We start from the raw sequence: 13,565 nt of genomic DNA on the forward strand, positions 1-13,565 counted from the left end.
TGAGAGGTCCGCTCGAAAGATCACGCGATGGCCGCGCTGCATGCCGGACCACCTGTCCGACAAGTCACGCCAACCGCGTTACACCACTATCAGGGCCGCCACTTGCGAGTCGGGGGCTTGCGGGCGCGCTGGTGGGGGGCTCGGGCGTAAGGTCCTTGGCATGGCCGATGCGCTTGAGGTCGAGGTCGCGGGGCGGGCTGTGCGGCTCACGAGCCCTGACCGGGTGGTGTTTCCCGAGCGGGGTTACACCAAGCGGGACGTGTTCGAGTACTACCTGGCCGTCGGGGACGGGATCATGCGGGCCTTGCAGCGGAGGCCGACGACGTTGCAGCGGTTCCCGGAAGGGATCGACGGCGAGGCCTTCTTCCAGAAGCGGGTGCCGGCGCGTGGGGTGCCGGGCTGGGTCGAGAAGGCGCAGATCGCGTTCCCGTCCGGGCGCAAGGCCGACGAGCTCTGCCCCGCCGACCTGGCCCACGTGGCCTGGGCGGCGCAGATGGGGACGATCGTCTTCCACCCGTGGCCGGTCCGGCGGGAGCACGTCGACCAGCCCGACGAGCTGCGGATCGACCTCGACCCGCAGCCGGGCACCGACTTCTCCGACGCGGCCGCCGTCGCCCACGTGCTCAAAGGGGTCCTCGACGAGCTCGGGTTCGTGGGGTGGCCGAAGACCTCCGGCGGGCGCGGCCTGCACGTGTACATCCGGATCAAGCCGCAGTGGACGTTCGTCGAGGCGCGGCACGCGGTGATCGCCCTGGCCCGGGAGGTCGAGCGGCGGGCGCCGGACCGGGCCACCACCAAGTGGTGGAAGGAGGAGCGCGGCGAGCGGGTGTTCATCGACTTCAACCAGATGGCCCGCGACCGGACGATCGCCTGCGCCTACTCGCTGCGGGCCAACCCCCGGGCCACCGCCTCCACGCCACTGCGGTGGGACGAGGTCGGGTCGGTCGAGCCCAACGACTTCGACCTGCGGACGGTGCCGCAGCGCATCAAGGATCTCGGCGATCCGCACGCGGGCATCGACGACACCGCCCACGACATCGGCGTGCTCCTCGAGTGGTTCGCACGCGACGCGGCCAACGGCGAAGGCGACATGCCCTACCCGCCGGAGTATCCGAAGATGGAGGGCGAGCCCATGCGCGTCCAGCCCAGCCGCGCGAAGAAGCCCGAAGCCGAGAAGCCCGACGCCGAGAAGCCCGACGCTTAACGCAGCAGAAAGTCGACCACCGTCGCCGGTTGGCTGAGCGCCAGGAGGTGCCCGCCCGGCACGACCGTGGCGTCGAGGCCGAGCCGCTCCTTGGCCAGGCCGACCTGGAAGTCGGCCGGGAACAGCCGGTCGTCGCGGCCGCACAGGACCCGCGTCGGCACCGGCGGCCAGGCCGGCAGGGGCCACGGATCCCCGAACGGCGTCCCCGACTGGGGCTGCTCCGGCGAGCGCGTGGCCTCGGCGGTGACGTCCGCCGGTACGTCGTGGAAGAACGTCGCCACCAGGTCGAACTCGGCGTCCGGGTCGCGGCCGTCGCGCACATCGAGCTCCCGCTTGGCCACGTCCTGCCCGGTCGCCGTCCACCACGCGCCGCCCGTCTCCCCAGGCGCCGGAATCATGGCGTTGACCAACACGATCTCCCGCACCGGCAAGCGGTCGCAGGTGAGGGGCGCGCTCAGCCCGCCCATGGACTGCGCCACCAGCACGAGACCACCGTCGGCGCGGCCGGCCGAGGACGACGACCCGGCCGCCGCCACGATCGCGTCGGCATAGTCCGCGAGCCCGGCCCCGTCGTCGCCGGCGGGAAGCTGGACGGCGACGGCCGTGTGGCCCCGGGCCTGCAGCAGCGGGACGACGCGGTGCCAGTACCAGGCGCCGCCACCGGCCCCGGGGACCAGCACGAACGACGTCATCGGGCTACTTCTCGCAGGTGGTGTTCGCGGCGGGAACCTTCAGGTCGATGAAGTAGCGGTTGACGGCGTCGATGATGCAGCCGGTCTGCGGGTAGGCGGTGTGGCCCTCGCCCTTCCACGTCACCAGCGTGCCCACGCCCAGCATCTTGGCCAGGGCTGGAGCCTGCTCGTAAGGTGTGGCCGGGTCGCCGAGGGTGCCGATGACCACGATGGGGGCGGAGCCGGTGGCGACGCCCGTCGGGTAGGGGTCGCGCTTGCCGGGCCACTGGGCGCAGATCAGGTTGAGCGCCAGGGGGCCGCCGAACAGCGGGTACTTCTGCCGCCACTGCGACTGCAGCACCCGGTCCTGCTCGACCGTCGGCGTGTCGTCGGAGTCGGCGCAGTTGACCGCCGAGTTGGCGTCGAACATGTTGGAGTATTTGCCGCTGGGGTCGCGCTCGGCGTAGGCGTCGGCCAGCTGGAACGTCTTCGCGGGGTTGCCCTTGGCCAGGTCGCTCATGGCCTGGGCGAGCAGCCGCCAGCTCGACTCGCTGTAGAGCGACGACACCACCGCCGTGAACACCCAGCCCGACGTCGCCTTGCGGCCGCCGGCCCCGGTCACCGGGTTGGCGCGGGCGTCGGCGATGGCCTTCATGACCACGGCCCGGGCGTCGGGGCCGATCGGGCACGACGAGGCGTTGGTCTGGCACCACTTGCTGAAGTTGGTGAACGCCAGCTCGAACCCGGCCGCCTGCTTCTCCGCCGACACCTGCATGGACTGGGTCGGGTCGACGGCGCCGTCGAGGACCAGGGCCCGGACGTTCTTCGGGAACAGCTGGGCGTAGACCGCGCCGAGCAGCGTCCCGTAGCTGTAGCCGAGGTAGGTCAGCTGCGGCTCACCGACGGAGGCGCGCAGCGCGTCGAGGTCGCGGGCGGTCTGCTCGGTGGAGAACAGGCGCAGGTCGTCGCCGTATTTGGTGCCGCAGCTCTGCGCCAGGTTGCGGGTCAGCGTGACGAACGACTGGAAGCCCTCGTCGCTGACCGGGTCGGGGTCGATGCCGAAGTTCTGGTCGAGGTCGGCGTCGGAGAAGCACTTGACGGGGGAGGAGCGCCCCACGCCGCGCGGGTCGAAGCCGATGATGTCGAAGCGGCGGACGATCTCGGCCGGGAGGTACACCGAGCGGTATACGCCGTAGTCGAAGCCGGAGCCGCCCGGGCCGCCGGGGTTGATGAACAGCGAGCCGACCCGGTCACGCTGCGTCGTGGAGCGCCCGCGGACCATGGCGATGTCGTAGGTCCCGCCGTCCTTCGGGTGCTCCCAGTCCTTCGGCACCTTGACGGTCGCGCAGGTGAAGTTCACGTTCTGCGGCGGGTTGGGGAAGATGCCCTTGTAGACGTCCGGGCACGGCTTCCAGTCCGCGGCCGGGATGTCGAGCCCGCCGGACTGGCCGGCCTTGCCGCCGGGGCCGCCGGACGGTGCCGCGGACGCCTTGCCGAGCGGCCGGCCCGAGGTCGGCTGGGTGAACTGCGTGCCGGACGTGCAGCCCGCGGCCAGCGCCGCGACCGTGCAGAGCGCGATGAATCCCCGCACCGGCCGCCCCGCCGCCCGCGCGAGGCGGGGAACGCGAGCGGAACCGGTCCGGCCGGACGAATCGCGGCCCGGGAGGGACTGGTCAGAGGACGCACCGCCGGGAAGCACGCGGCCGAACAGCGAGCGGCCGGAAGCGATGAGGCTCACGGGCGGCCCGCCAGGACGGACTCGACGTCGAAGCGGATCGGGCGGTCGAGCTGCTCATAGGTGCACGATCGCGGGTCGCGGTCCGGGCGCCAGCGCTTGAACTGGGCGGTGTGGCGGAAGCGGTCGCCCTCCATGGCGTCGTAGCCGACCTCGACGACCAGCTCGGGGCGCAGCGGCACGAACGAGAGGTCCTTCTTGCCGGTCCAGCGGCTCACCCCGCCGGGCAGGCGCGTCCCGGCGTCGGCCGGCTGCGACTCGAGGCTCGTGGCGGCGGTGCCGGGAGCCTGGCCGGCCCAGTTCCACGGGTGGTCCTCGACGTTTTCGCGGTATTGCGCGAGCTCCTCGACCAGCTCGGCCCGCCGCTCGCGGGTGAAGGAGGCGGCGACACCGATGTGGTGCAGCCGGCCCTCGTCGTCATACAGCCCCAGCATCAGGGATCCCACGATCGGCCCGTCCTTGTGCCAGCGGAACCCGGCCACGACGGCGTCCGCCGTGCGGGAGTGTTTGATCTTGAACATGGTGCGTTTGCCCGGCTCGTAGAGCCCCTCGGCCGGCTTGGCGATGACCCCGTCGAGGCCGGCGCCCTCGAAGCGCTCGAACCAGTCCTGGGCCACGGCGATGTCGGTCGTCACCGGGGTGACGTGCATGGGGGCCTTGACGCCGCCGAGCGCCTCGGCGAGGCGGGCCCGGCGCTGCGAATACCCCTGCTCGATCAGCGAAACGTCGTCCAGGGCGAGCAGGTCGAACGCGACGAACGAGGCCGGCGTCTGCTCGGCGAGCAGCTTCACCCGCGACGCGGCCGGGTGGATGCGCTGGCCGAGCAGCTCGAAGTCGAGCTTCGGCTCGCCGGTGTCACGGCGGATCACGATGATCTCGCCGTCGACCACGCAGCGGGGCGGGAACTGGGCCCGCACCTGCTCGACGACCTCGGGGAAATACCTCGTCAGGGTCTTGCCGCCGCGGCTGGCCAGCTCGACCTCGTCGCCGTCGCGGAACACGATGCACCGGAACCCGTCCCACTTCGGCTCATAGCTCATGCCGGGCGCGCTGGGCAGGCTGGGAATGCTCTTGGCGAGCATCGGCTCGACTGGCGGCAGGACAGGCAGCTCCACGGGCCCAAGTCAACCACACGGGTACGACAAAAATCAGAACCCCGCAGCGGGCCGGCCAGCGGTCAGAACCGGGCGAACGACCGGATCGGCATCCGCGGCCCGAAGCGGGGCGCGGCGATCCCGGCCCGGGCGATCAAACCGCACACCCGCCCGCGGTGCGGCGCGAACGGCGCCAGCAGCTCCAGCATGTGCTCGTCGGTCCCGCGCGCGGCCCCGGTCAGGGCGAAGGTGACGTGGTTCTTGATGTGGTAGTCGCCGACGGAGACCGCGTCCGCGTCGCCGTAGGCCACCCGGGTCACCTCGGCCGCCGTCCACGGCCCGATCCCGGCGATGCTGACCAGCCGGGCCGTGCAGGCGGCCGCGTCCGCGCACCGCTCCAGCGCCGCGGCCTGGGCGGCCGCCCGTCGCAGCGTGTCCGCGCGCTTCTGCTCGACGCCGAGCGGGTGGAACACGTAGTAGGGCTGCGCGGCGATGACCTCGGGCTCCGGCGGCAGGTAGAGGCCGGGGCGAGGCCCCGGCGCCGGCTCCGAGAACTTCCGTAATATCCGGACATATCCGGAATGCGCCTCGCGACCGGTCACCTTCTGCCCGAGGATCGCGGCGAGCAGGGGCTGGAAAACGCGCCCGGTAGCGCCGAAGCGCAGCCCAGGATGCTCCCGAGCGAGCCGGTGCACGACCGGATGCCCGACGGCCAGCTCGCCGAAGCCGGTGAGATCGTCGCGCAGCCCGGCGATCGCGTCCGCGCGTTCCAGGAGCCAATCGGCCCCCGGGCCATAGGCCTCCCACGACAGATCGCCGCCGGCCAGCTCGAAGCGCAGCGTGCCGGGACCGGACGGCGTGCGGGTGGCGAACCAGGCCTGCCGGGCGCCGACGGCAATCGAAATGTCGCCCTGCACGGGAGTGAGGCCCCGGATGGTGCCGGCCAGGTCGTACAGGAATGGAACCTTCACGCCGCGGCCCGGGAAAGGGCCCGGTGCAGCAGGCGAGCGTCCCCGAGCATGGCGCGCAGCTTACGCTCCAGCCCCGCGATCGGCACCAGGTTCTGCGGCGCCCGCGGGTCCTTGTACGCCTGCGACGCGAACCGCGGCAGCGTGACCGCCGACAGATGGGCCAGGGCCACGGCGTCGGCGGGCGTGAGGTCGGCCGAGCACTCCGCCCGCACGATCCCGGACCAGGGCGCCCCGGCCGGCCCGGGCAGCCGCAGGTACCAGGCGAACCGGTGCCACGAGGTGCCGAGGACGAACACGGGCGTCCGCTGCCCGCCCCGCAGCCCGGTCACGACCGCCGTCAGCTCGGTCGGCAGGTATTCGACCCGGTGCGTCTTGATGTAGCCCAGGGCCCGCGGCAGATGCGCCCGCTCCTGCAGCGGCCCGTCGACGATGAGCAGGTCACCGTCGGTGCGCTCCTCCCCGGACACCCCGACCTCGAGGGCCCGCATGTGCCGCTGCACTCCGAGCGCGAGGTCCTTCGGCTCCCCTCTCGAGATGCGCTTCGGGGGGTACCGCACATTGCCCGCCCCGACCGCAGCAAGGTTCTCGGCCGGCGTGAACAGCCCGCGCTCGATCCGGGTCGTCGCGATGCGGGCCGAGCCCCGGTCCAGCTCGCAGCAGACGACCCCGGCGGCGTACGACGCGGCCACCCCCGGGTGCGTCGTCCCCTCGTCGTCGGTGATCCAGACCCGGGCGTCGATGCGCTGTACCCCGTCGACGATGAGCACGGTGCCGGGCGGCGTGAGCCCGGCCGGCGGGTCGATCGCCCGCCACGCGTCCGCGGGCAGCTCAACGGAGGCCTCGATCTGCGCGCTGCTCTGCCCGGGCGGCCCGGCCTCGCTCGCGTCGAACGACTGCCCGTAGGCCGGGTCCCAGGCATCCACATGCAGCTTCACAGCACAACCTGACCCTTCACAGCCCGGTCCGCTCGATCCGGGCCGTCCGCGCGTCCCGGCGGACCTCGAACCGCACCGGGATCCGCTCGGCCAGCGCGCCGACGTGGGTGACGACGCCGACCATCCGGTCGCCGCGGGCGGCCAGGTTCTCCAGCGTCACCGCGACCGTGTCCAGGGTCGCCGTGTCGAGGGTGCCGAAGCCCTCGTCGAGCACGATCGACTCGAGGCTGGCCGACGCCGCCGACAACCCGGCGAGCTGCTCGGACAGCGCCAGGGCGAGGGCCAGGGAGGCCTGGAACGTCTCGCCGCCGGAGAGGGTGCGCACGGCCCGGCGCAGGCCCGCGTCGTGGTGGTCGACGACGAAGAACTCACCCTTCTCGTGGCCCAGGTCGTACTGCCCGGAGGAGAGCTCCCGCAGCGTGCGCGACGCCCCTTCGACGAGCGTGTCGAGCGCCTCGGCCAGCAGCCAGCGCTCGAACCGGTCGGCCCGCAGGTGCTGAGCCAGGGCCTTGGCGACCTGGGCCTCGCGGGCCAGCTCGTCGCGCTGCTGGCGCATCCGGGCCGCGTCCGCGCGCCGCTCCTCGATCCGTAGGCGGGCCGCGTCCGCGCGCTCGAGGGCGATCGCGGCGTCGCGGGCCGGGTCGCCGCCCGGCGCGGCCAGCCCGGCCGCGGTGAACGCGGCGGCGAGCTCGTCGCGGACCCCGGTGACCTGCCGCTCGGCCGCGCTCACGGCGTCCTGCGCGGCCGGTCGCCCGGCCCGGCGCCGCCCGGCCTCGCCGACGGTCCAGCCGTGCAGGGTGGCCCAGGCGTCGGCCAGGTCGTCGCGGTTGGCCGGCGGCGGCCCGAACGCGGCGAGGCCGTCGCGGGCCCCGTCGAACGCCCGCCAGGCGCTGCGCAGCCGCTCCTCGGCCTGCTCGGCCTGGCGGGAGGCGCCGCGGTGGGCCTCCCGGGCCTTGCGGACCTCGGCACCGGCCTGCTCCAGGCGGCGGGTGAGGGCGGCGATGCCGTCGAGGTCGCGCTGCAGGGCCTCGGGCGCGGGCGCGCCCTGCAACTCCCGATCCAGCTCGGCCAGCCGCCGCTCGAACTGCTGCGCGTGGGCCCGCGCGGCGGCCAGGGTGCGGTCGAGGTCGCGGACGCCCCGGTCGCGCTCGTCGACGACCTTGTCGGCCGCCTCGCTGCGCTTCCGCGCGCGCTTCCCGGCCGCCTCGGCCGCCGCGACGGCCGGCTCGTGCGGCACGGCCGGCAGCTCGTGGACGGTCTGCGTGCACACCGGGCAGGCGTCGCCGACCTTCAGGTGCGGCCGCAGCGCGACCGCGCGATCGGTGGCCACCGCGGCCTGGTAGGCCTCGCGGGCGGCTTCGAGCTCGGCCAGCGCCGTCCGCGCGTCCGCGCGCGCGGTCTCCAGCGCGGTGGCCGCGGACCCGTGCTCCCGTTCGGCGGCGGCCACGGCCGAGCGGACGGTCGAGGCCTCGGTGAGCAGGCGGGCGCGGGACGCGTGGTGGTCGAGCAGGCGGCGCAGGGCGTGCGCGTCGCCGGCCGCCTGCAGCTCGCCGCGCAGCTTGTCCTCGCGCTCCTCGGCCGCGCGGGCGGCCTCCATGGCGTCGCCGACCGCCGTGCGCGCGGACGCGGCGGTGGCCGCGAGCCCGGCCGCGTCCGAGGGCACCGCGACGGACGAGAGCCGGGCGATCTCGGCATCGAGTGCGGCCAACGCGGACGTGGCCTGTTCGGCCAGGCGGCGGGCGTCCTGCAGCCGGGGCGCGATCCGGTCCACCGACGCCGCGACCGCGCGCAGCGCCTCGACCCGCGCCGTCGCCGCGGCCAGGGCGGCGTCGTCGATGTCGGAGAACGCGTGCAGCTGGTCGTCGAGGACCTTGAGCTTCGTCTCGGCGGTGGTGGCCTCGCTCTGGGCCTTCTCCCGGATGCGGCCGTACACCTCCAGCCCGAGCAGGTTCACCAGGATCTTCTGCCGCTCGGCCGGCTTCGCGTGCAGGAACGCCGCGAACTCGCCCTGCGGCAGCACGACGCACTTCGTGAACTGCTCGTAGGGCAGGCCGACGACGGTCAGGACGGCGGTGTCGACCTCGCCCGGCGTGCCCGCCAGAACCTCGGCGATGTCGGCCTGCTCCAGGCCGAACTCGAGCTTGCCGAGGTCGAGGCCGGGGGCGAGGAGCTCGAGGCCGGCGTGCTTGGTGGTGACGGCGCCCTTGCCGTCGCGGCGCACAACGCGGGTGAGCACGTAGCGCCGGCCGGCCGACTCGAAGATCAGGCGCACCTTCGCCTCGGCCGCGGACGGTGCCAGGGCGTTGCCGATCGCGCGCTTGTCGCCCCAGCGCGGGACCGTGCCGTACAACGCGAAACACATGGCGTCGAGGACCGTGGACTTGCCCGAGCCGGTCGGCCCGACCAGAGCGAAGAAGTCCGTGTCGGTGAAGTCGACGGTGGTCGGCTCCCGGAACACGGTGAACCCGTCGAGATCCAGCCGAACGGGCCTCATGAGTGCGTCACCTCGTCGTGCAGCCGGTGGAACAGGTTCACGGTCGCCTCGTCGGCGTGCCCGCGCTGGTCGAGGTAGTCCGCGAACAGCTCGCCCGCGGAGCGTCCGGCCCGGGCCGCCTCCGCCCGGCCGGCACCGGGACCCGGCAGCAGCTTCGGGTCGATGCGCACCTCGAGGGCGTTGGGCAGCAGGTCCTGCACCTCCTCGCGCAATCCGGCCCGGGGCGACTCCTGGACGTACACCCGCAGCCAGGCCTTTCCGGTGTCCAAAGTGGACAACTGGGCGAGCGTGCCCCGCACGGTGCGCAGTGGCGTGGCCACCGGCAACGGGATCTCCCGCACCCGCGCCGCGGCGGCCGCGGTGACGTCGACGATCGCGACGGAGATCAGGTTCTCCTCCTCGCCGAAGTCGATCGGGAGCGGGCTGCCGCTGTAGCGGATCGGGCAGGGGCCGGCGACGGACTGGGGCCGGTGCAGGTGCCCGAGCGCGGCGTAGTGCAGCGAGGACGGGAAGACGGTGGCCGGCACCGCGTACCCCATGATCGAGTGGGCCTCGCGCTCGCCGCCGCCCATCGTGGCGCCGATGACGGTCAGGTGCGCGGTCAGCAGGTTGACGGTGTCGGCGGCGAAGCCCTGCGCGAGGCGGTTGATGAGCTCACCGACGTAGTGCGCGTAGGACTGGGTCATCTCGGCCGCGGTGAGCTCGAACATCTCGCTGGCGCGGACGGCGTAGCGCTGGGAGAGGAACGGCAGCGCGATGAGCGCCCACCGTTCGCCGTTGCCGCAGACGCCGGTCAGCAGGTGCTCCTCCGGCTTGCCGATCGAGCCGCGGATCGTGATGCCGGCCGCGTCGGCCCACGGGCGCAGGGCGTCGAGGGCCTTGCCGTTGTCGTGGTTCCCGCCGATGACGACGACGTCGGCGCCGGTCTTGCGCAGCGCCGACAGCCCGCGGGTGACGATCTTCGTGGACTCGGCGGTCGGGCTGGCCGTGTCGTACAGGTCACCGGCGACGATGATCAGATCGGGCTGTTCGGCCCGCGAGACGTCGACCAGGTTGCCGATCGCCGCGATGTGGTCGTCGGCCCGGGACTGTCCTTTGAGGACCTTGCCGACGTGCCAGTCCGAGGTGTGCAGGATCCGCACCGTGTGAGCCCTCCGGGAACTAGAACGGGATGTCGTCGTCGCTGATGCCGCCGGCGCCGACGTGGGCCACGACGGCGAACGGGTCGCTGGTGTGCTGGGCGATCGAGCGCAGGGTCGCGGCGGGCGGCGGGCCGGCCTCGGCGGGCCGGGTCGCCCAGGACGGGAACGGGAACTCGATGCAGAGCGGCACCGGGATCTCCGGCTGCGACACGAACATGGTGCCGGGCTTCGCCAGCAGGGCCCGCTGGCGCTGCGCGGGCGGGAGGAAGCCGTACTCCGGCCGGGACGCCTCGGCCGGGTCGAGCCGTCCGACGACGCGGATCGCCGAGTTGGCCACGATCCGCCGCTCGACCTCGCTCGCGGTCTGCTGCGCGCCGATCAGGACGACACCGAGGGAACGGCCGCGCTCGGCGATGTCGAGCAGCACCTCCTTGATGGGGCTCGTCCCCTCCCGCGGTGCGTATTTGTTGAGCTCGTCGAGTACCACGAACAGCAGTGGTTTGGCGGTTCCGGCCTTTTCTTTGCGCTCGAACTCGGTCCGCAGCGTGACACCGACGACGAAGCGCTGCGCCCGGTCCGGCAGGTTGTGCAGGTCGACGACGGTCACCTGGGCCGACTCGGCGGTGTTGATCTGGTGCGGTTTGCGCTGCGCCAGGTCGCCGCGGATCAGCCGGGACAGGTCCTTCTTGCTGCCGATGAGCCGGCGGGCGAACGCGTTGACGGTGCCGAGCCCGACGGCGCTGCCGGCCCACTGCCCGCGGGTGGCGTCGTCGGTGATCTGCTCGACGAGATAGTCGACGAGGTCGGCGTAGGAGTTGAGGCGGGTCCCGTCGACGGCGACGCCGCCCTCGGCCGGCTGCGCGATGCGGGCCAGGTGGGCGGTGACGGAGTGCACGACCATCGTGTACTGCTGGCGCTCGTCGTCGGCGTCCGCGAACACGTACGGGAGCAGACGGTCGGTGCAGAACTCGGTGAGCGTCCAGTAGAACGCGTCGACCCCTGACAAACGACTGCTGACGTCGGGGGTACCGGACGAGTCGCCGGACCGCGGCGGGGCGTAGACGCGCACGTCCGGGAAGGGCCCCGCGACCAGCCCGAGCCGCGCGTAGGCGTCCTCGGTGGCCTGGTTGAGCCGGCTGTTGGGGTGGTCGAGGAAGAGCAGGTCCTCGCCCTTGACGTTGAAGATCAGCGCGCGCGTGTTGGCGGTCTCACCGGCGCCGCCGAGGACGCCGGAGCGGAAGACGGAGTAAAGCAGGAAGGTCGCGAAGCTGGTCTTGGTGGCGACCCCGGAGATCCCGGAGATGGACACGTGGGCGCCGCGGGAGCCGTCGAGGAAGTCGGCGTTGAGGAACATCGGGGCGCCGTCGCGGCCGAAGCCCATCGGGATGGTGCGGTCCATCCGGTCGAAGTAGAGCGCGCCGGCCCGCGCGTCGCCCTGGGCCCGGTGCACCAGCGCACCCGGGGTCGGCGGGACGTACACCTCCGGGTCGACCCGGGTCGTGGTGATCTCGGCGGCCTCCTGGATGGTGGCCGGCAGCGTGCCGTCGGCGACGAGGAAGACGTCGGAGTCGAACACGACGCCCTCGTGCCGGGCCCGGACCGCGGTCACGACACCGGCGATGGTGATGGGATCGTGTTCGGGAAGGTCACGCTCGGTCACGACGACGTCATCGAGCTGCAGGTAGGCGCCGTCCTCGACGGCGACCCAGAACGTCAGCGGGGTGGCGTCGGCGGTGCCGAGCACGCGCCCGACCACCGGACCGCTCGATGCGCCGGCGACCTCGTCCTCCATGTGCTCGACCCCCAGTACAAGTGTTCGCCTGTGCATCGTGCCCCACTGCGGCCGGCAGGTCGAAGGCACCACGCGGAAGGGTATAGATGAGTGTCCCATTCACCCCGACAAAACCGGACAAACCTGGTCGCGACACACCTTTGTCCACAGGGTTGCCGGGGCTTATCCACAGGGGTGTGGACAGTCCTGTGGTTAACGCGAGTGCCGCAGGAACAGCAACCCGTCGTCGAGCAGGACGTGACGCAGCGTGAACTGCTCCGGAGTGTCGACGGGTGCGCCGGCGGTGATCCGGGTGGCGCCGGGCCCGGCCAGGAGCGGCGAGACGGTCAGGCACAGCTCGTCGACGAGCCCGGCCGCGGTGAGCGAGCCGAACAGCCGCGGGCCGCCCTCGCTGAGGATGTGCGCGTGACCGCGCTCCCGCAGCTGGGCGACGGCGGCGGCCAGGTCGACCTCACCCTCGCCGGCGGCGATGATGTCGGCGACGTCGGCCAGGGGGCCCGGGTCGTGCCCGGCGCAGGTGACGATGATCGGCCGGACCGGGGCGTCGGCGAACGCCCGGTGCGCCGGGTCCAGGTCGAGCCGGGCCGAGGCGACGACCAGCACCGGGTACTCGCTCAGCCCGTGCGCCACCCGCCAGTCCCGCCGGGCGGCGTCGAGGCGCAGCGCGTGGTACCCCTCCTCGCGCAGTGTCCCCGCCCCGACCACGAGCGCGTCGCAGAGCATGCGCAGCACACCGAAGACGCGCTTGTCGGCCGGCCCGGACAGCGGCGCGCTGCGCCCGCCGACGTGCCCGGCCCCGTCGAGACTCGTCACGAAGTTGAGCCGCAGCCACGGCCCCGGTGGAGTTCGATAGAGCTCGATCAGGTCCGGATCGCCGACACTCGCCGGCCACAGCTGCTGCACCCGTGAACTTTACCGGGTGGGAGATCGTCGCGTAGGGCTGCGCGGCGGGGGTTCGGCACACGACAATGGCTGGACCATGGCTCGCGAGATCTATCAGCTGCGCATCGCGCTCGACGGCGTCGAACCGCCCGTCTGGCGCCGTGTCCTCGTGCCCGGCGCGTTCACGCTCGACCGGCTGCACCGGGTGATCCAGCTGGCGATGGGCTGGGGGGACCGCCACCTCCACGTGTTCGACATCGACGGGCTGCAGTACGCGGTCCCCGACCCCGACGGGCTGCTCGAGGTCCGCGACGAGCTCGACCACCGCCTCGACGCGGTCGTGGGCAAGGGCGCGCGGCTGCGATACACCTACGACTTCGGCGACTGGTGGGAGCACGAGGTCGTGGTCGAGGACGTGGTCCCGGCCGATCTGGAGCTGCGCTACCCGATGTGCACCGGCGGCGAGCGCGCCTGCCCGCCCGACGACGTCGGCGGGCCGGGCGGCTATCGCGACTTCCTGGCCGCCTGCGCGGACCCGTTCCACCCCGACCACGAGGCCATGCGCGCGTGGCTCGGCCGCGACTTCGACCCGGCCGCGTTCGACGCGAGCCGCGCCAGCACCCTGCTCCGCCGCATGGCGTGAGA

At 73.0% G+C, this 13,565-nt stretch carries 11 protein-coding genes; 2 read left to right on the forward strand and 9 right to left on the reverse strand.

The annotated features are described in order from the left end of the window. Positions 1-160 precede the first annotated feature (160 nt). Positions 161-1,204 carry a non-homologous end-joining DNA ligase gene (gene ligD, locus ACIA8L_RS14105; RefSeq protein ID WP_395904242.1) on the forward strand — a complete coding sequence of 348 codons (1,044 nt, stop codon included), beginning with the start codon at positions 161-163 and terminating at the stop codon, positions 1,202-1,204. Here the strand turns inward: ligD and ACIA8L_RS14110 are convergent. From ACIA8L_RS14110 to ACIA8L_RS14150, 9 genes are all read right to left on the reverse strand, one after another. Beyond that, complete coding sequence (locus tag ACIA8L_RS14110) at positions 1,201-1,896, reverse strand: alpha/beta fold hydrolase (protein ID WP_395904244.1); 696 nt, start codon at positions 1,894-1,896, stop codon at positions 1,201-1,203. The genes ligD and ACIA8L_RS14110 overlap by 4 nt on opposite strands. Before the next feature lie 4 nt (positions 1,897-1,900). After that, complete coding sequence (locus ACIA8L_RS14115; RefSeq protein ID WP_395904246.1) at positions 1,901-3,466, reverse strand: alpha/beta hydrolase; 1,566 nt, start codon at positions 3,464-3,466, stop codon at positions 1,901-1,903. A 143-nt stretch (positions 3,467-3,609) separates the two neighbouring features. Further along, on the reverse strand, positions 3,610-4,725 hold the full coding sequence (locus tag ACIA8L_RS14120) for an ATP-dependent DNA ligase (protein ID WP_395904248.1): 1,116 nt from the start codon (positions 4,723-4,725) through the stop codon (positions 3,610-3,612). A gap of 62 nt (positions 4,726-4,787) precedes the next feature. Further along, positions 4,788-5,675 (reverse strand): DNA-3-methyladenine glycosylase family protein, encoded by an 888-nt coding sequence (locus ACIA8L_RS14125; RefSeq protein ID WP_395904250.1) that lies wholly within the window; start codon positions 5,673-5,675, stop codon positions 4,788-4,790. Beyond that, the gene (locus tag ACIA8L_RS14130) at positions 5,672-6,610 is read right to left on the reverse strand and encodes a hypothetical protein (RefSeq protein ID WP_395904252.1); all 939 of its coding nucleotides are present in this window, start codon (positions 6,608-6,610) and stop codon (positions 5,672-5,674) included. The genes ACIA8L_RS14125 and ACIA8L_RS14130 overlap by 4 nt, the downstream gene beginning before the upstream one ends. Positions 6,611-6,626: 16 nt before the next feature. Further along, positions 6,627-9,104 (reverse strand): AAA family ATPase, encoded by a 2,478-nt coding sequence (locus tag ACIA8L_RS14135; RefSeq protein WP_395904254.1) that lies wholly within the window; start codon positions 9,102-9,104, stop codon positions 6,627-6,629. Further along, complete coding sequence (locus ACIA8L_RS14140; RefSeq protein WP_395904255.1) at positions 9,101-10,246, reverse strand: exonuclease SbcCD subunit D; 1,146 nt, start codon at positions 10,244-10,246, stop codon at positions 9,101-9,103. Before ACIA8L_RS14140 ends, ACIA8L_RS14135 begins: the two co-directional genes overlap by 4 nt. A 19-nt stretch (positions 10,247-10,265) precedes the next feature. Next, positions 10,266-12,038 carry an ATP-binding protein gene (locus tag ACIA8L_RS14145; RefSeq protein WP_395904257.1) on the reverse strand — a complete coding sequence of 591 codons (1,773 nt, stop codon included), beginning with the start codon at positions 12,036-12,038 and terminating at the stop codon, positions 10,266-10,268. A 192-nt stretch (positions 12,039-12,230) separates the two neighbouring features. Then, on the reverse strand, positions 12,231-12,941 hold the full coding sequence (locus ACIA8L_RS14150) for a pyrimidine reductase family protein (protein WP_395904259.1): 711 nt from the start codon (positions 12,939-12,941) through the stop codon (positions 12,231-12,233). Positions 12,942-13,017: 76 nt separating this feature from the next. Here ACIA8L_RS14150 and ACIA8L_RS14155 point away from each other — a divergent pair, with 76 nt between their 5' ends. After that, positions 13,018-13,563, forward strand: a complete 546-nt coding sequence (locus ACIA8L_RS14155; protein ID WP_395904261.1) for a plasmid pRiA4b ORF-3 family protein — start codon at positions 13,018-13,020, stop codon at positions 13,561-13,563. Positions 13,564-13,565 lie beyond the last annotated feature (2 nt).

It is taken from the genome of Dactylosporangium sp. NPDC051541, from assembly GCF_044454505.1.
GTDB lineage: Bacteria > Actinomycetota > Actinomycetes > Mycobacteriales > Micromonosporaceae > Dactylosporangium.